At 37.9% G+C, this 16858-nt stretch carries 21 protein-coding genes; 8 read left to right on the forward strand and 13 right to left on the reverse strand.

The features are described 5' to 3' along the window. Window positions 1-86: 86 nt before the first annotated feature. Both ON073_RS07400 and ON073_RS07405 read right to left on the reverse strand, forming a co-directional pair. The gene (locus tag ON073_RS07400) at window positions 87-1121 is read right to left on the reverse strand and encodes a methionine synthase (RefSeq protein WP_274761239.1); all 1035 of its coding nucleotides are present in this window, start codon (window positions 1119-1121) and stop codon (window positions 87-89) included. Between the two features lie 24 nt (window positions 1122-1145). Further along, window positions 1146-2120 carry a DUF1852 domain-containing protein gene (locus ON073_RS07405; protein WP_274761240.1) on the reverse strand — a complete coding sequence of 325 codons (975 nt, stop codon included), beginning with the start codon at window positions 2118-2120 and terminating at the stop codon, window positions 1146-1148. Window positions 2121-2676: 556 nt separating this feature from the next. Here ON073_RS07405 and ON073_RS07410 point away from each other — a divergent pair. Next, the gene (locus tag ON073_RS07410) at window positions 2677-3486 is read left to right on the forward strand and encodes a sulfite exporter TauE/SafE family protein (RefSeq protein ID WP_274761241.1); all 810 of its coding nucleotides are present in this window, start codon (window positions 2677-2679) and stop codon (window positions 3484-3486) included. Window positions 3487-3511: 25 nt separating this feature from the next. Here the strand turns inward: ON073_RS07410 and ON073_RS07415 are convergent, their stop codons facing one another. The 3 genes from ON073_RS07415 to ON073_RS07425 form a co-directional block, all read right to left on the reverse strand. Further along, on the reverse strand, window positions 3512-3931 hold the full coding sequence (locus ON073_RS07415; RefSeq protein ID WP_274761242.1) for a hypothetical protein: 420 nt from the start codon (window positions 3929-3931) through the stop codon (window positions 3512-3514). A 262-nt stretch (window positions 3932-4193) separates the two neighbouring features. Continuing rightward, window positions 4194-4847 (reverse strand): cupin domain-containing protein, encoded by a 654-nt coding sequence (locus ON073_RS07420; RefSeq protein WP_274761243.1) that lies wholly within the window; start codon window positions 4845-4847, stop codon window positions 4194-4196. A 42-nt stretch (window positions 4848-4889) separates the two neighbouring features. Continuing rightward, window positions 4890-5648, reverse strand: a complete 759-nt coding sequence (locus ON073_RS07425; protein WP_274761244.1) for an SDR family NAD(P)-dependent oxidoreductase — start codon at window positions 5646-5648, stop codon at window positions 4890-4892. Between the two features lie 103 nt (window positions 5649-5751). Between ON073_RS07425 and ON073_RS07430 the strand changes: the two genes are divergently transcribed. Next, the gene (locus ON073_RS07430) at window positions 5752-6108 is read left to right on the forward strand and encodes a winged helix-turn-helix transcriptional regulator (protein WP_274761245.1); all 357 of its coding nucleotides are present in this window, start codon (window positions 5752-5754) and stop codon (window positions 6106-6108) included. Window positions 6109-6198: 90 nt separating this feature from the next. On the opposite strand, the gene ON073_RS07435 is transcribed toward ON073_RS07430, so the two are convergent. From ON073_RS07435 to ON073_RS07460, 6 genes are all read right to left on the reverse strand, one after another. Further along, the gene (locus tag ON073_RS07435; protein WP_274761246.1) at window positions 6199-6747 is read right to left on the reverse strand and encodes a hypothetical protein; all 549 of its coding nucleotides are present in this window, start codon (window positions 6745-6747) and stop codon (window positions 6199-6201) included. Continuing rightward, window positions 6747-7010: a hypothetical protein gene (locus ON073_RS07440; protein WP_274761247.1), complete on the reverse strand. Its 264-nt coding sequence runs from the start codon at window positions 7008-7010 to the stop codon at window positions 6747-6749. The genes ON073_RS07435 and ON073_RS07440 overlap by 1 nt, the downstream gene beginning before the upstream one ends. A gap of 225 nt (window positions 7011-7235) precedes the next feature. Then, window positions 7236-8075, reverse strand: a complete 840-nt coding sequence (locus ON073_RS07445; RefSeq protein ID WP_274761248.1) for an alpha/beta hydrolase — start codon at window positions 8073-8075, stop codon at window positions 7236-7238. Window positions 8076-8242: 167 nt separating this feature from the next. Further along, entirely contained in the window at window positions 8243-8578 is a 336-nt protein-coding gene (locus ON073_RS07450) for a hypothetical protein (RefSeq protein WP_274761249.1), read from the reverse strand. 12 nt (window positions 8579-8590) lie between these two features. Continuing rightward, window positions 8591-8836 carry a DUF3626 domain-containing protein gene (locus ON073_RS07455; RefSeq protein ID WP_274761250.1) on the reverse strand — a complete coding sequence of 82 codons (246 nt, stop codon included), beginning with the start codon at window positions 8834-8836 and terminating at the stop codon, window positions 8591-8593. Between the two features lie 31 nt (window positions 8837-8867). Beyond that, complete coding sequence (locus ON073_RS07460) at window positions 8868-9308, reverse strand: hypothetical protein (protein WP_274761251.1); 441 nt, start codon at window positions 9306-9308, stop codon at window positions 8868-8870. 414 nt (window positions 9309-9722) lie between these two features. On the opposite strand from ON073_RS07460, the gene ON073_RS07465 reads away from it, so the two are divergent. Both ON073_RS07465 and ON073_RS07470 read left to right on the forward strand, forming a co-directional pair. Next, on the forward strand, window positions 9723-10304 hold the full coding sequence (locus ON073_RS07465; RefSeq protein WP_274761252.1) for a hypothetical protein: 582 nt from the start codon (window positions 9723-9725) through the stop codon (window positions 10302-10304). 277 nt (window positions 10305-10581) lie between these two features. Next, window positions 10582-10878, forward strand: coding sequence for a DUF6482 family protein (locus tag ON073_RS07470; protein WP_274761253.1), 297 nt, complete (start codon window positions 10582-10584; stop codon window positions 10876-10878). A 53-nt stretch (window positions 10879-10931) separates the two neighbouring features. Here the strand turns inward: ON073_RS07470 and ON073_RS07475 are convergent, their stop codons facing one another. Continuing rightward, window positions 10932-11375: a hypothetical protein gene (locus ON073_RS07475; protein WP_274761254.1), complete on the reverse strand. Its 444-nt coding sequence runs from the start codon at window positions 11373-11375 to the stop codon at window positions 10932-10934. On the opposite strand from ON073_RS07475, the gene ON073_RS07480 reads away from it, so the two are divergent. The 4 genes from ON073_RS07480 to ON073_RS07495 all read left to right on the forward strand — a co-directional run bounded on the left by ON073_RS07480 (window position 11360) and on the right by ON073_RS07495 (window position 15213). After that, a complete protein-coding gene (locus tag ON073_RS07480) occupies window positions 11360-12541 on the forward strand; it encodes a PQQ-dependent sugar dehydrogenase (protein ID WP_274761255.1) in 1182 nt (393 codons plus the stop codon). The two genes, ON073_RS07475 and ON073_RS07480, sit on opposite strands and share 16 nt — an antisense overlap. A gap of 127 nt (window positions 12542-12668) precedes the next feature. Next, a complete protein-coding gene (locus ON073_RS07485; protein ID WP_274761256.1) occupies window positions 12669-13445 on the forward strand; it encodes a substrate-binding periplasmic protein in 777 nt (258 codons plus the stop codon). A gap of 124 nt (window positions 13446-13569) precedes the next feature. Beyond that, entirely contained in the window at window positions 13570-14343 is a 774-nt protein-coding gene (locus ON073_RS07490) for a substrate-binding periplasmic protein (RefSeq protein ID WP_274761257.1), read from the forward strand. A 93-nt stretch (window positions 14344-14436) separates the two neighbouring features. Beyond that, window positions 14437-15213, forward strand: coding sequence for a substrate-binding periplasmic protein (locus ON073_RS07495; RefSeq protein ID WP_274761258.1), 777 nt, complete (start codon window positions 14437-14439; stop codon window positions 15211-15213). On the opposite strand, the gene ON073_RS07500 is transcribed toward ON073_RS07495, so the two are convergent. Continuing rightward, entirely contained in the window at window positions 15214-15867 is a 654-nt protein-coding gene (locus ON073_RS07500) for an XRE family transcriptional regulator (RefSeq protein ID WP_274761259.1), read from the reverse strand. It lies immediately after the preceding gene. Window positions 15868-16858 lie beyond the last annotated feature (991 nt).

The following is a 16858-nucleotide window of genomic DNA, read 5'->3' on the forward strand; positions in this document are numbered from 1 at the left end:
ACGCGCTGTTTTCCTTGTTTAATTAAGCGCGAACAAAAAAGGCGTACAGTAGTACTGTACGCCTTCGGTCTTTGGATCTTTATATATTAACCTGCGCTTTCAAGCTCAGCTCGCACAATAGCAGCGCCAGTTGCAAGTGCGCTCAGTTTATCCCTTGCTACTTCACGCGATAAAGGCGCTAAGCCACAATTGGTTGATGGATAAAGTTTATCAGCATCGACATATTTCAGTGCTTCTCGAAGAGTATTGGCAACCTCTTCGGGTGTTTCAATCTCATTGGTAGCCACATCAATCGCACCAACCATCACTTTTTTACCTCGGATCAAGGCAAGTAATTCAATCGGTACTCGCGAGTTATGACATTCAAGCGAGATAATATCGATATTTGATTGCTGTAACTTGGGGAAAACTTCTTCGTATTGGCGCCATTTATTGCCTAATGTTTTTTTCCAATCGGTGTTGGCTTTAATGCCATAGCCATAACAAATATGCACAGCGGTTTCACAGTTTAGGCCCTCAATTGCTCGCTCTAAGCATGCAATGCCCCAGTCATTTACTTCGTCAAAAAACACATTAAATGCGGGTTCATCAAACTGAATAATATTGACCCCTGCCGCTTCTAATTCTTTTGCTTCTTGATTAAGAATTTTGGCAAATTCCCATGCTAATTTTTCGCGGCTTTTATAGTGGTCGTCATACAGTGTATCAATCATTGTCATCGGGCCTGGTAGCGCCCATTTTATTGGCTTGTCTGTTTGCGCACGCAAAAATTTCGCGTCATCAACAAACACTGGCGCTTTTCTTGAAACAGGACCAATCACAGTGGGTACGCTGGCATCATAACGATTACGAATACGCACCGTTTTGCGATTTTCAAAATCAACACCTGCAAGGTGTTCAATAAAGGTGGTTACAAAGTGTTGGCGAGTTTGCTCACCGTCACTGACAATATCCACCCCTGCCAATTGCTGCTCATGTAATGTAACGCGCAGCGCATCTTGCTTACCATCAACTAACGCATCGCCTGTTAATGTCCACGGTGACCAAAGTTGTTCAGGCTCTGCAAGCCAACGCGGTTTAGGTAAGCTGCCCGCAGTAGACGTCGGTAGTAATACTTTCATGCTAAATAATGTCCTAACCTTTTCTTAAGCGAAATTCGCCGACCACTTTTCAAGAACAGTTTTGTAAGGCTTAATAAAATGCGCTTCGGCAAACTTACCTTGCTCTATTGCTAAACGACTGCGCTCTTCACGGTCGTAAACAATTTGCGTTAAAGAATGATCTTGGTTTTTTAAATTTGGCTGATAGCGATTTCCAGCAGCCGCATTTGCATTATAAATTTCAGGGCGATAAATCTTTTGGAAGGTTGCCATTGTGCTAATCGTGCTGATTAATTCCAAGTTTGTGTAATCATTTAATAAATCACCAAAGAAATAAAAGGCAAATGGCGCAACACTGTTTGCTGGCATAAAATAGCGCACCTGCAAGCCCATTTTTTGGAAATATTGCTCGGTTAGTGATGCTTCATTTGGTACATATTCATAGCCTAACACCGGGTGCTGGTTGTCTGTACGTTGATACACTTTATTATCTGAAACGGACAAACAAATCACTGGTGGCTTTTTAAAATGCGCTTTATAGGTATCTGATTTAACAAACGTTTGAAATAACTTACCGTGTAAATCACCAAACTTTTCTGGAATGCTAAAACCGTTGCGCCCTTTATTATGTTCAAGCAACAGCACACTAAAATCATAATCGCGTACATATGACGAGAAGTTGTTACCAACAATACCTTCAATACGCTCATTAGTAACGTTGTCAACCACTGTCGTTTTTAATACTTCAATTGATGGAAACGCTGTTTCACTGCCAGCGATAGCCATATCCACAGAGATAATTTCAAGCTCAACAGCATAGCGGTTCGCCTCTGGGTTATCCCAATGTGCTAATGCATTAAAATTGCTGTTAATCATTTTGAGTGCATTACGTAAATTCTGCTGACGACTTTCACCACGCGCTAAGTTGGCAAAATTTGTAGTGATACGCGTGCTATTCGATGGTAAATAATTTTCATCAAGCGCTTGGCTTTTAATGGTAAAGGTAAAATCGTTATTCATGACAGTGTGTGTCCATTTTTCGAGTATAAGTCCTGAGTGTGTGTCGCTTTCAATATTCAACCAAGTAGTTGTGTTAAGTGCCAAAGGGCATATAAATAACAAGCTCACATCTTTGTTGAAGAAGCGCTTGAGTGATTTATACGCGGATCACAACATGAAAAAAAACGGTTTTATTTCACTTAAAACATGAACAACCTTCACTTTTTTAAAGCGTCTAAGGGTAAATTTATGACTTTTATTAGATGAATTAAATTCAACAACCCAACCAAATATAAACATCCAGCCATCTAGAAATCCAATTTGAGTTTATTTCATTTTCAACATGATTAATATTCAGCTATTTCAATACGTTTGTGTATCAAGTGGCTATAAAGAAATTGCTATACTGCGCGGCACATCACAGCAATAAGTCATTTGCAGAACTAGCTAAAACGCTATTTAGATTGCTAAAGCAGTATTCAAACCTAAGCTTTTATTCTATTGAATTAACAGCTTTTTTAATCTACTTCAGGCATTTTGCTATGACATTTTGCTTTCTAAAACAGGGATAAATGGAATGAACGAGTTACTAATAATAGTTATATCCTGCGCATTACTCGGTAGTGTCGTTGGCTTTCTAGCAGGCCTTCTTGGTATTGGCGGAGGGTTAGTGATAGTGCCAATATTAAGTATGATCTTGCTTTACTTTAATGTTTTACCTAGCGAACAAGTTGTATTGTGCGCGATTGCGACTTCCCTTGCTTCGATTTTATTCACGTCGACATCATCAGCATTAGCGCATCATAAAAATGGCAACGTTCCTTGGCAGATAGCCCCTTGGATTATGATTGGTGTGGCATTTGGAGCGCTGATAAGCGGTTTTTTAGCTTCCCTTCTGCCCGATAAAACTGTGCGAATTGTTTTTACCGTTTGTGTAGTACTTATCGCAGCTAAAATGATTTTTTCGAGTAAAAATGAGACGCCAAGCCAACGTCAACTACCAAGCAAGGGGATTTTAACTTTTTTGACCACAATCACGGGTGGTTTATCAGCCATGATAGGTATTGGTGGTGGCGCATTGTTAGTGCCTTTGTTAACGTTTTTTTCGCTAGATATGAAAAAAGCCATTGGCTGCGCATCTGCATGTGGCATTGTGATTGCGCTTTTTGGCTCATTGGGTTACATCACCTCAGGCAGTAGCCAATTATCAATGAGTCATGGATTTGTAGGCTTTGTATATTTACCTGCACTTTTTGGCATTGTGTGTACTTCTTGGTTTACCGCACCACTTGGTGCAAAAGCAACACATCATTTACCCGTTACCACAATTAAAAAAGTGTTTGCAGGGCTTTTAGTAGCTATGGCAATCAATATGCTACTTAAATAATTTAAAAACGCTTTTAGGCGTAACATCAGTTTTCGTTGGGTTTAATTTTTGAAGCATTAAACCCCTCAAGCTTCAACCAATCAACAGCATGATTAACATCATCAAACACCGCACGTTTAAAATTACCATGTTCTTCAACTACAATTTTACCTACAAACATTTCTTTTAAACCGGATTTTGAGTAGATCTGAGCTGCACGACGTAAATCATTTTCAATACACCAATCAACTAACTGCTTTATTACTGTAATACCATCATCAGTACAGAGCCCCCAACCTTCTAGATAAACAAGATGCCCCCAAGGGCCATCAAATTCACTGGCAAGTTGTTTAAAGTCTCTGGCAAAATTTAATGCTGCCACCTTGTTCCACGAGCCAAGCAGCTCAGCATAAATAATTTTGTCTTCGCACCATAAATGGTAAATACCATGTTGATCAATTGCCATAAAAACTAACTGTTAACCCCATTTACTTATATAAATATTAGCCATATTGCGTAAAAAATAAAAACCACTTTTTCAGTTGCTGGGTTATCACAAAAAATTTTGAGAAAATATGATCTCTTTGTTTTAGCTATCCGTTAAACATTATGAAGGGTCGAAAAGTGCTTTACACCTTGCACTAGCCCAACTTACTACCCCTTCGCCATGTGAATAAAAAGCGCACCTAGCCTGTGCGCTTTTTCATTTTTAGCAGTTAACATTTTATTTAGCTAATTGGCAAATGGCCCGTTTTTACCAAGATGATGGTTTCTTCTTCAACGTAAGGATGATGCTGGCTCATATGTGGGCTTCTAAGCCAAGTACCCTTGGGGTATCTGCCAAATTCATCAATAAATTCACCTGACAACACAAAAATTTCTTCTCCGCCAAAATGGATATGCGGTTTAAACACTTCCCCTTTTGGCCACTTAACTAAGGCCACATGTTCATGTTCAAAGTCATGAAGTGGCATCACTTCTAACCCGCCATAGCCTGGCAACCAAGTTTCTTTATTAGTATTAATTCTTACAAGCTCAGAATCACCCGGTGAAAATTGATTGAGTTTTACCAAAATAACGCAACCTTGTTTACTAAATGGTGCGTGCGAACTACCAGGCGGATTGCGCAAATAAGTGCCTGCAGGGTAATCACCATGCTCATCTGAAAATACACCTTCTAGAACAAAAATCTCTTCTCCTTTGGGATGTTGATGTGTTGCAAATGCCGTATTTGGCCCGTATTGCACCACACTGGTTGTGTGGCCTGACTCTTTTGCTTCTCGCTCTAACGGTTTTCGTAATACCCCTTTAGCAGGGCTTGTAACCCACGCTTGTTCGGACGTATTTATTACAATCCGCTGTGCAAAATTCATATTTATCATTAAATTACCCCAGTTGCGCCTATAAATAGGCGCTTACTCACTTTAATTTCGACCCGCCATAACACCGCCATCAACATCCCAAATCGCGCCAGTCACCCAATTTGCTTGTTCTGATAATAAAAAGGTGATGCTATTAGCAACATCTGATGGCGTACCAACGCGACCAATTGGATGAAAATCATCAAAACTTTTAAGCACCGAATCAACCTCATCTTTTGCGATGAAATGCTGATAAATGGGTGTTTTTACAACTGCTGGTGCAACTGCGTTAACCCGAATATTATGCGTTGCTAACTCCATCGCTAGATGTTGCGTTAACGCATGAAGCCCCGCCTTTGCCATTGAGTATGCCGATGAAGGCGTTGCTGCAATTGCTTGTTTTGCCCACATAGAGCCAATGTTGACAATGCTACCACCACCTAATGAAATCATGCCCTTAGCAACCGCTTGTGTCAGCATAAATGTCGCTTTATTTAGCGCATTATACTTTTCATAATCAGCTATTGAATGCTCTAAAAAAGGCTTAGGGCTAAAATATCCTGCCGCATTGACTAAATACCCATAATCACTATTTAGCGTTTGAGCTAATTGCGTTACGGCCGACTCATCATAAAGGTTCAATTGAATGCCATCCACTTCACCATAGTGTGAAAGCTGTTCAACCGCATCATCTAACTTTTGTTCATTATTGCCAATAATCGAAACCGATACACCCGCTTCAAGCAACTGTTTTGCAACTGCAAAACCAATACCACTAGAGCCACCAATAACCAAAGCGCGCTTATAATTAAAATTTGTCATATTCTTCTTCCAATAATTAAACTCGTGGTAATATTAAAAGCATCTGTAGGTAGCTGAATAGTAAGTACAATTTGGTTAGGTAGGTACTTTTTGGTACATCTTTATGAAATCACAAGAAAAGTTTTTTACACGAAAAATTGCGCCACAAGAAAGCGCTCGCATGGTCGAAACCATATTTGGCTGCAAATGGTCCTTAACGGTTTATCACTTACTGGAAAATGGCATAAATCGCCCCGGTGAAATGGTGCGAAGTGTTGATGGGCTTTCAACCAAAGTGCTTAACCAATGTCTTAAACGCAATGTTGATTTTGGTATTTTAGATAAAATCGAATATAACGAAATTCCGCCGCGGGTGGAGTATTGCATTACAGAATTTGGTGAAAAATTTGTCGGCGTATTAGCGCAAATCTCCGCGCTACAAGATGACATTGATGCCCAACAAAATCCACATGATCATTAATAAAATTGATCTTTATATTTTGTAACTAACAACAACGTCATAAAAAACACATCCACACATAAATGTATGGATGTGTTATCTTTTTAAACGTTACAGCGCTTTACTCGCGCGTGCTTTAGTAGCCGAATCCATTATGTTAGTGCGTGTATGTGCAAATACTTTGGCAGCTAACATATCCCAATATTCACTTGGATAAACAGCAACTAAATCATTGTTTAGTAATTGCTTATCTTGAATACCTATCTCTGTAAAATAAGGCGCTTTCACCACAATAAATTGATGCTTATAAGGCACCAAATAGCTATATTGTGTTAATGCGCTTTTGGCCTCAGCATAGGTTGCGAACCATTTATTTAAAAATCGGTCACAACCACTGGTATGGAACACACTGCCAAAATTGATTTTTTCACCTTCTCGCCTTTGTTGCGCGCTTAACAGCTCATGTAACTGCTGCCAATCAGCTAACCCTGTATCTTTTGCAACAAGATGTTGGCACATTTTCAGCTTTACGTTTGCCTTGGTATCAACATCGATTCGGTAATATTTTTTAAGCCGTTTTAAAATATCCGCATTACCGCTTTTCGCCTCTTTTAACAATAATTTGGCCAGTGATTTTGCTTGCTTTAATGCATGTTCCATTACATCGCCTCCTTAATAAGCCAATCATTGTGACAAACAAAACAAATGCCAAGTAGCACGCTTAATAACGCTAAAATAATGAGTGATAGTTCAGATAACCACAAAAGTGACAAAGCCACTAACTGATTCGAAAAGTTCGCTAAACCAAAATAGTTAAAGGTATAAATTAAGAAAAGGGATAAAACTAACGGCAGAGCTGCGCGAAAAGATTCATAGAATGTGGCAACAAAGCCGAGATTAAATGTAGATGATTTAAGATTCATAACAAATCAAAACTCCTAAGTTCTTTTGGTGTTCCGCGCTTACCAAACTTATCTGTTTCGAATTGTATAAATGTAATTCTGAGAGAGTGACATTGTCTTTAGCGGAAAAGGCGTCTCTTAAACCTTAAGCGCATGCTAAGGCCTGTTTTACACAATGTCAACTTACTCCAGCTTTTGTTCTTCCTTACTTTGTAACAAGCTTTTAATTTGTAACTTATCTAATCTTCATTTGTTTTCTGATGGTAAAAGTGTTTTAAGGCCATTGTACCAAGCCAGCAAAGCCACTGTGCCATGGGTTTCGTTTTCAAAATACTGCTGCTTAGCAATACCATTTGAATGCTTAATTATTGAAGTGGCAAAAGCTGAACCCCATGCATAATTTGTTAACCCTATTTCATCAAGGTGGCTATTATTTGCAAAAGCAAAAAACACGTTAATATCAAGGTTTTTACTTTTAAGATTAGCTAAATAAGCTCTATTTAAATAGTCGTTATCCCAAAGTGCGGTAGGGTCAATAATTAAATAATCGCTAAACATAGTTGGCGTAAATACAATCACATTAGATGCAAATAAACCACCAAATGACTCCCCCACTAACACACGTTTTTCAGACGCGCGATATGTTTTTTCAATATGCGGAATAAGCTCTGCTTTAAGAAAAGTAGCAAAGTTAAGCGCATTACCCGTTCGGTCAAACGTATCTAAAACGCGGCCTCTAAACGTCCATTCTTTTAAAGTAGAAGGTGTAAGATCTCGTGAGCGATTTGTATTAGGTATAGCAATTACAATGGCTTCTTTAACTTGATTTTCCAGCGTTTGGCTACTGAGTGATTCAAGTACACCAACAAAGCCTTTAAACCTATGAATATCACCATCTAAAAGATAAATAACCGGATAAGTATTGCTACTTTTTTCATACGAAGGCGGTAAATAAACCATGTACGGTCTATTTTCTTTCATCACCTCAGATTTTATAGCTGTTGCAATGCCAAACTCGATTATTTCCGAAGCATATACTGATGTTTGAAATAAAAGCATTAAGATAATCGAAATTACGCTTTTCATTTTCTCTTCCCTGTTTTGAGTTTATCCGCCAAATATTTATGGAGTTTTTACAGCAACGTTGTAGCGCCAAGAATTAAGAAAATAACGAGATTCAATTGATACCCCTAGGTATATAACGGACATAATTTTTAGAAACGCAATCAGCCCGCCTAATTGTCACTGTTAAATTACTTAATACCAGCCTTTTGTTCTCTCTCTTGTTTTAGAATTCTTAGCAATAATTCTATTCTACGGTTTACCTTTTTACTTTCTCTTGTAACCGTTCCCTGAACAATGCTATACGCGGTAAAAAGTACAAACATCACGCTATAAGTATCTCGGTCAATATCAATAAACAGCCCCATTATTAAGAGCAATACAAGAGGAGCAATAATCAGCAAAATATCTTTTATACCAATTTCGGTAGAGCCAAGTTTATTGAATTCGTCAATATCCTTTTGGTGACTTAGCATAAGATCAAATTCAATCTTTCCTTTAGTTTTTAATTGTTCGCCATTATCCATAATTTAACTCCTTTATAGCTCAAAATGCGGTACGCCCCATTTCAAAGTGACAAAATTCAGTGCACCATAATTTGGCCTTAATACGTTCGGTGTTTTATCGTAAGCGCCATCAAATACGCGCTGCTCCCAAAGCCAACGGTATCCAACAGCATGGCACCGTAAGCCATTATTACTGGTGCTCATTTCAAATTGCGATTGTAAGCAACAACGGCACGTTTTATAAGTAAAGCGAAACCAAGCCAACGTAATCTTGTCCACTTTAAGCAGTCTGTTATACGAATTTATAGCATTACTTTTTTGCTTGGTATGCAATTGTATTTTCTAACATTATTTTTAATGACTTTACTGTTCTCTGGCGAATCCAATAGGCAATCATTGGGCCCATAACAAGCCAAATCCATAATAGATTGAGAACGCCAGAATCTGATGAATTAAAATAGCTTAAAGATAAGATAAGCAAAGGAGGAAAAAGGCATACAAATAATGACATGAATAATACGCCACCAAGGTTTGCATTTAAATGTAACAGACCTGACTTTGCCATTAAGGAAATTTTAGTTGCACCACGAATTGGATCTTCCTTAGTGCTATTCATTCCGCGACCAGTAAATTCTATAGAAGTATCATCTTTTTTTATAACTCTAAAACCATTCGGTAATAAAGTTGTCTCAACGGACGAAAAGTCAATATCAGCTTCTGATTGACAATCCATTTGTGCAGAATACTTCATACTAGCTCCATTCGTATTACAATTTAATATCGACCCATTGGGTCGTTTTTCTACCGAGCCAAGGGGCATTTTTATCATTGTACCAGTTCTACCACACTAACTAACTTGTTGCTACAGATTAACTTTTAATCATTATAGAAATTATCAAAAGGATAAAAACGACCAAATAAGTCGTTTTCCTGAATATAGAAGAAACACATAACAAGTGGACATAAAATCAGTGTTGAAAAATAATTATTTAATGACCGAAGTTCATTTAGAAACGCCGTTGGAAGATTTTCTATATTTAATTTTTGCTAAAAGCAAAACTTGGTTTGGCTTTGGTTATCACATCAATATTGTAAAGAGGTTTTATTTGGAATAAATTTATTTACTTATCAGTTAATTAAAACTGTTAGTTGAAATGGATTTCAAATGAAAAAAATAATAATAATTTTAAGCTTAGCGTGTCTTTATATTGCTTATTTGCATATAAAAATTGCTGAATTAGAAGCTAATAATCTGAAATTAGAAAACCAGTTAGCAGCGTTTTTGAATAGCGCATCTGCCGCTTTAGAAAGCAAACAAACAACAACCCCCTTGCCTACAAAAACGCAACAGCGTTTAGCATTTAAGCCAAGTGATAATGCCTCAAGCGTTAAAGAACCAAGAGCAGATATGATTCAGCAAGTCGATCTGTTCACAAACACCAAGCAAAGCTTTACAGAGAAAGATATAGACGAGCAATGGTCGCTAGATTTTTCTGATAATTTATTCTTTTTTCTTAGCTACCATAAAGAGCTTTCGCATTTAGATGTTAAGCATATAGATTGCCGCGAAACAATGTGCAAAGTAGATATTTTTGCTAATGAAAGCGACCCAATTGATGCGGCAAGGGACATTGCACAAAAATTAAAAGATGATGAAAAGTTTAAAGAGCATCCCTTTTATTTTGATTCAAGCCCTGATGAAGGTGTTATTCGCATTGAAATAAATAGATATAAACAAACACAATAACCTATAAAAAATGGTGCTGGGCGCTAAAAGGGTTATTTAGGTTTACATGTTTAAGGGCTGATATGGTTTTGCCCTTCAACTTTAAAAACCTCTTTCACATATTTAACAGCAGCTCGCTAAGTTTGCCTGAGTTAAAGCTTTTTTTCTTAAAACGCTATCAATTTCACTTTGGGCTTATTTTAACTTTGCCTTTGATCTTTTTAATCTGATTACCGCATTAATCCAAATTTATTTTTGTCACGTACAAAATTTGTAATGAATTTAAAAGGATTGAAAAATGAAACTAAGCAAATTAGAAAAATATTTTGAAGTAGAAAAGCTGGTATTTCATAGCCTTGATTTAGCCCTTTATAACGTAAGCGCTATGGTTGAGGGACAAGAGTACATAATCACCGATGAACAAGGTGAACGGATAAAACACCACAATTTATTGGAACTTCAACAGCGCTTTAAAAAAGTAAAAGCCAAAAAACAGGTGATACGCCAAAGCAGTGCTTACGATGAAATGATTGGCGGCCCAATAAAAAGCAATAATGAAATGGAAGTGTCACTGGGTGACAATAAATTGTATTAAGCAGCAGAATGTGAATGGGTAAATATAAGATGCAAATTTACCCATGTGCTCTTTTAACTAGACGCGAATTTAGTTTTTAGCGTTGCAAATACAAAACCACCTGCGGCACCTGTAAGCAGCTGCGCATAGAATCCCCAGCCGCGAGCCCCAGCAATGATATTAATGTTCATTATTGATTCAATTGCAATTAACACAATTGTCATCGCCCCTGTTCCAGCAAGTGCGAAAATCCACTGGGTTGGTTGTTTTACTTTATTGTTTAAATAGCTGGCACACCAAAATGCTAAGGCAAACGCAATGGCAATAATTGCGCCATAAGTAGGTAGTAAACCAAGCCAGTCGTCCGTTATTAAACGTGCGCTGTCATCAAAGCTCACTTCAATGCCCACATTGACTAACTGATTGACAACATACAGGCTATGGCACAAGCTAGCTAAGGTAAAACTAAGCAGCCAAGCAATCAAAAATAAAGGTACTAAGCGTGTTAAAACTAACAAAGTTAATGCAACTCAAAAAAGGGTTATGCCTTCACACTAGCAAAGACTTTTCATGCAAACAATGGTTGCTTTATTTTGCTGTAAGCGTGTTTTGTTGCAATGCGGCAGCAAACGATGCCACATTGCCATTAGAGCGCTACACCATTCACACCTTAGCGACCAAACTAAATTCCCCTTGGAGCATGGTCGAATTACCAAATGGCACTTGGCTTATCACCGAACGTGATGGTCATGTAGTGATTGTTAATGGCGAGAATCATTCCCGAGTTAAACTTGATTTAGCGGGGTTATATGTTGCTGGGCAAGGTGGTTTATTAGATGTTGTATTAGCACCCGATTTTGAGCAATCGAAAACCGTTTTTTTCACTTACGCCCAAGGCGAATTAAAAGCCAATAGGTTGGTGGTGGCTAAAGCTGAGTTTAATGGCACAGAATTTTCAAAACCCAAAATTATTTATAGTGTGGCAACAGATAAAGGCACACCGCAACATTATGCAGGCCGCGCACTTATTTTGCCTGATGAAACAATGTTAATTTCAAGTGGCGATGGCTTTGATTATCGCGAGCAAGCACAAGTGGTTACAAACCAGTTAGGTAAAATATTGCGTATTAATTTAGATGGAACAATACCTAGCGACAACCTGTTTATAAGTCATGTTGATGCCAAAGCCCATGCTGTCTTTACTTTAGGACACCGCAATCCACAAGGGCTTGTATACGATTATGATGCCAAACGCATTGTGAGCCATGAGCATGGCCCTGCAGGTGGCGACGAACTTAACTTTTTAAGCAAAGGTGAAAATTATGGCTGGCCGGTGATCACCTTTGGTAAAGACTATTCACAAGCACGTATTTCACCCTTTACTGAATATAAAGGCATGAACCAACCAAGTGTCAATTGGACGCCGTCCATTGCTCCTTCGGGTATGGCGTATTATGGCACACGTCACACTCAATTTTCCTCGTTACAAAAGCAGGTGCTAATTACCACATTAGTGGATAGAAAGCTCTATGCCGTTAACATCGCAAATAACCAATTTGAGCAAACGGCTGTTTTCCCTGAAATATCAGGGCGGCTTAGGGATGTGTTTATTTCAAATGCTGGCAATATCGCGGTGTTAACTGATGGCAAAGATGCGGGGCTTCATTTAATAACAGCACAGTAACCACTGCTACATTGTTAAAACCCATTTCTTTTCAGTACTTCCTTTACCAAAGTCAAATAAAGGGCTGCAGTTTTACATATTTGTGCCACTATTAAATAAGCTGAGTTACAAAAGGTGAATAGCTATTTTGTTGTTACTTAGAGAAGTTACTCGCATTATTTCAAAAGTAAAAATACCCCCCATCCTATTTATGGTGAGTTACTTTTTGTTATCTTCAACTGCCTTAGCTGCGTCCTCAATTCCAAATATAAAATGGTACACCGAAGACTACCCGCCCTTTAACTACCAACAAACAGGCGAAATAAAAGGCATTGCAGTAGATATTTTAAAAAAAGCATACAGCGAACTTAATTGGTCACTTAACACAGATGATATTTCGATAATGCCTTGGACTCGTGCTTATTACACATTAAAAAGTGATGCCAATGCCTGTTTGTTTTCTATGACTTTCACCAAAGAGAGAGCTAAAAACTTTAATTTTATCGGCACGGTTATGCCAAACACAGTTGCCATTATTGGGCATCAAGATTCAAGCATTAATGAAATACAATTAAGAACAGATTTTAATTTGCGTTTTGGTGTTGTTAAAAACGATATTGGCCACCAAACCTTGATGGAATACGGTATACCGGGTAATCAATTTGTTTTCTTAAAAACGGGGTTCGAGCTTGTAAAAATGCTAGAGCATAAACGCGTCGACCTAATTGCCTATGGCGATGTGATTGCCCGCTACCAATTTGAGCGCGCAAAAATTAGCCCGAATAAGTTTAAGGTAGTAAAACCCTTGCTAAAATCCCTCTTAGGCTATGCCTGCAATAAAAGCGTTCCAAGCGATGTCCTTCAAACACTCAATACATCCATAGAGCAAATTGTAAGAAAACACCCAACGATTATTGAATATTAAACTCATTTTAACGTGTATGATTTCTTGATCTTAAAAGCTGAAATTAAATGTTATAAATACTTTTTTACTCAAAACACGCTACCCTTAAATAAATTCCAATACGGTTACCTATTGTTTCGACAACATGTTTAATGCTCAAAATACCACTCGCGTTACAAACATAGCCACAGTGTTTGTGTTGGTACTTTTTGCTGCTTTTAGTGCAAACTCTTTCGCTTCACATAAAATTACGTTTGCTTTTTCAAACGACCCTGAAATTAGCCCACAATTTAAATTTTTCGAGATGCTTTATCGCGAGGCTTTTACTCGGCTTGATTATGAGTTTTCATACCAAGTGTTACCAATGAAACGCTGCTCAGTGATGGTAAATAGCGGAAAACTAGACGGTGAACCTCAGCGTTATCATGATTATGCAAATACCTACACTAATTTAATCCGAGTTGAAGAGCCTGTTTTTGTCACGAATGTGTATGCCTTCGCTACAAATAAAAATATAGCAATCAATACGTGGGATGATTTTAAAGGCACTTCTTTATATGTTGATTATGTTATTGGCGCGCTGCAAACAGAGCAGTCGCTCGTCACTCGTGTTGAAGGTAAATATCTAACAGGTTTAAAGTCGGTTACTCAAGGGTTAGAACGTTTACATGTTGGCCGAAGTGATGTATTTGTTGATTTAGAAATTCGCACTAAACCCCATTTACAAACGATTCAATTTACCAATAGTCAGATCAGCATTGTCGGCACTTTGTCTTCACACAATTCTTATGCCTATCTTCATAAACGTCATCGTGAACTTGCGCCAAAGCTTGCAAAGGTAATTAAAGAAATCAAAGCCGAAGGGCTTTACGATAAACTCATCGCTAAAAATTTGCCTTTTATGCTTATCGCGCACTAACCACTCTTTTAAGCAACTAGCGAACCATTTTTACCAATAGAAATATTGGCTAAATAGCATATACTTATCACTGTTCATTAGCGCAGAAGTACTATGCATTTAAACATCTTTTTGCTCATTATACTTGTTGTTAGTTTTAGCAGTTCAGCTAAGACATGGCGCCTATGTCATGAAGATAAGCAATACCCTCCGTATATTACTAGTGAAGCTCAGAGTTCTGCTTCATCTGGGTTGTTAGTTGATATTTTAGAGCGTGCTGCAAGTGAGTCTAATATTGAGCTCTACTTCACTGCTCTTCCTTGGAAACGGTGCAAACAAGCAGTCAGAGATGGCACCTATGATGGCCTTTTTGCCATGATAAAAACCCCTAAACGCACTAAACAGTATGCTTTCCCAACCAATCAAAAAGATTATCTAAACACCGCCGATTATGTGATTTTATATAAACGCGATTCAATACTGCACAAAGCAGAATTCGCGGGAAAGTTATTTACTGACAAAGGCGAGTTTAATGTCGCCTATTATAAGAAAATTAAACAATTTGGCTTACAAGCTCCTGCGGGTTATGTGCTGGAGCAATATATAAAACAGCATAACATCGCTGCAAATACCGATTACGACCTTAATTTAGGCATTCACCAAGTAGCCATAGGTCGTCTTGATGGCTACTTAGTTGAAAAACGCATTGGCCTTGCACAAGTCAAGGCATTAAAACAGCAAGACTTTGTGATAAGCAGCCAAGGCGTGATAAGAAAAACCCATTGGTACCTACCGTTTAACCTTGATTTTTATTTGCAAAATAAAACTGAGGTAACGCGCTTTTGGCAGCAAATTCAAAAAGCCCGTGAATACGTTTTAAAGAACGATTAATTAAACATCGCGACCAAACCACACAACTTTACCCACAATTCGCGTGTTTTCGCTTGTGTTTGCGGTAATTTCAAAGCTCGGATAATCTGGATTATCACTAATTACTTTAACCCCACCACTAAATGGTTTTAAACGCTTTGTCAGCAAACCATCTTCTGTATGCACTAAATAAATATCTTCTTTATGCGCTTGCTTTTGCGACATATCCACTAAAATCATATCGCCTTGTTCTAATGTTGGCTGCATGCTGTCACCACGCACTGAAACAAATGCTAACTGCTCTGAATGCACACCTAATTGCGATGATAACCATTGCTTAGAAAAACCAAAATGCTCTGATATTTCTTCACTTGCACCTACTTGGCCAAAGCCCGCGCTCGCTTCTACATCAAATTTCGGCGCCAGAACCATCTCAGTTTTTGTATTATTGGCAACGTCATCGGTTGCGCGCTGACCTGTAATAAGCCAGTTTAAGTCAATGCTAAACTGCTCACTTAATTGTTCTAAATACGCCAATGATGGGCGACTACCACCTCGACATAATCGATAAATCGTAGACGCTGAACGCCCGGTCACTTCAGCAAAACGCTTTTTGTTACCTTCTGTGATTTGCTCAATTAGTGACAGAAAACGACGAGAAAAGGCAGTGCTCATAATAAGTTCAGCTCCAAAATTAAAATGGGGGCTGACCTTACTAGGTCTCACTGCCAATTTAAAGCAAGTTTTAACAATCTGTATTTGCTTGGTTTATTATTCGACATATTGCATATTGTCTAAACAGTAAATGCTGTTAATAGCTTAAACTTCGTTACACATTGCAAAAGACAGGGCTTGCACTACCCGATATTTGTAGCGCATGCTTGTTGACTATTTTTTCGCTCGTAATGTGTCAATAATGCTTGCATCAACCCAATAAATATCAATGTTGCCTTTACTAATACCACGGTTAAACATGAGATATTATGAAAAGATGGCTCTATGCTTTCTAGTTAACGCATCCTCATACCCAGATCAATTGCCAAATATCGCCTTATCCACCCTCGATTTTCTCCGTACAAAGAAAAACTTGTATTTAGTAGAGGCAGACAGCTTTATAAGCTTTTATATAATGGCATCGTTGCCAAAATTACTATTCCTTTTGCTAAACCTATGGATTTTAAATCATTTAACTTAATGGTGATCGTATATTAATGATTTAAGGTTATTGCTACAGCGACATTGTAGTGCAAAGCTTACAAGCAAAAATAACACTCTGAATGGTGTAAACGATAATCTAGAGCTCTGGGCATACTCGCTGGCGGATGAATCATTTCAAGTTTTGGATAAACTTCCTTCAAACCTCGATAGTATTGATGATATACACGCAGGGAAATTGTTGATGACACTTCGTAAATTCTCGAAAAAAGAAGTAACGGAACTCATCTTAGCAAAAAACTGATTTCGTAATATTGTTATAAAATCGTTAAATTTATCATAAAATGAACGTATAATAACCAATCGTCCGTTTTGTCGAAAAATGATTTATGGCTTCTTAAGTGACACTTTTAGGTGCAATAAATCACTCAGGAATAGGCAATTATTGAAATAATGTGCATTATCTTTTTCAACAAATAAATGATGTGTTGTATGAATTAGATGAAAGTTA

Origin of the sequence: Pseudoalteromonas sp. G4, from assembly GCF_028875915.1 — a bacterium.
Lineage (GTDB): Bacteria > Pseudomonadota > Gammaproteobacteria > Enterobacterales > Alteromonadaceae > Pseudoalteromonas.

What these genes read in the sequence shown, in the direction of transcription:
- ON073_RS07400 (WP_274761239.1), bottom strand. Translation starts at nt 1,121, where the DNA reads ATGAAAGTATTACTACCGACGTCTACTGCGGGCAGCTTACCTAAACCG.
- ON073_RS07405 (WP_274761240.1), bottom strand. Translation starts at nt 2,120, where the DNA reads ATGAATAACGATTTTACCTTTACCATTAAAAGCCAAGCGCTTGATGAA.
- ON073_RS07410 (WP_274761241.1), top strand. Translation starts at nt 2,677, where the DNA reads ATGAACGAGTTACTAATAATAGTTATATCCTGCGCATTACTCGGTAGT.
- ON073_RS07415 (WP_274761242.1), bottom strand. Translation starts at nt 3,931, where the DNA reads ATGGCAATTGATCAACATGGTATTTACCATTTATGGTGCGAAGACAAA.
- ON073_RS07420 (WP_274761243.1), bottom strand. Translation starts at nt 4,847, where the DNA reads ATGATAAATATGAATTTTGCACAGCGGATTGTAATAAATACGTCCGAA.
- ON073_RS07425 (WP_274761244.1), bottom strand. Translation starts at nt 5,648, where the DNA reads ATGACAAATTTTAATTATAAGCGCGCTTTGGTTATTGGTGGCTCTAGT.
- ON073_RS07430 (WP_274761245.1), top strand. Translation starts at nt 5,752, where the DNA reads ATGAAATCACAAGAAAAGTTTTTTACACGAAAAATTGCGCCACAAGAA.
- ON073_RS07435 (WP_274761246.1), bottom strand. Translation starts at nt 6,747, where the DNA reads ATGGAACATGCATTAAAGCAAGCAAAATCACTGGCCAAATTATTGTTA.
- ON073_RS07440 (WP_274761247.1), bottom strand. Translation starts at nt 7,010, where the DNA reads ATGAATCTTAAATCATCTACATTTAATCTCGGCTTTGTTGCCACATTC.
- ON073_RS07445 (WP_274761248.1), bottom strand. Translation starts at nt 8,075, where the DNA reads ATGAAAAGCGTAATTTCGATTATCTTAATGCTTTTATTTCAAACATCA.
- ON073_RS07450 (WP_274761249.1), bottom strand. Translation starts at nt 8,578, where the DNA reads ATGGATAATGGCGAACAATTAAAAACTAAAGGAAAGATTGAATTTGAT.
- ON073_RS07460 (WP_274761251.1), bottom strand. Translation starts at nt 9,308, where the DNA reads ATGAAGTATTCTGCACAAATGGATTGTCAATCAGAAGCTGATATTGAC.
- ON073_RS07465 (WP_274761252.1), top strand. Translation starts at nt 9,723, where the DNA reads ATGAAAAAAATAATAATAATTTTAAGCTTAGCGTGTCTTTATATTGCT.
- ON073_RS07470 (WP_274761253.1), top strand. Translation starts at nt 10,582, where the DNA reads ATGAAACTAAGCAAATTAGAAAAATATTTTGAAGTAGAAAAGCTGGTA.
- ON073_RS07490 (WP_274761257.1), top strand. Translation starts at nt 13,570, where the DNA reads ATGTTTAATGCTCAAAATACCACTCGCGTTACAAACATAGCCACAGTG.
- ON073_RS07495 (WP_274761258.1), top strand. Translation starts at nt 14,437, where the DNA reads ATGCATTTAAACATCTTTTTGCTCATTATACTTGTTGTTAGTTTTAGC.
- ON073_RS07500 (WP_274761259.1), bottom strand. Translation starts at nt 15,867, where the DNA reads ATGAGCACTGCCTTTTCTCGTCGTTTTCTGTCACTAATTGAGCAAATC.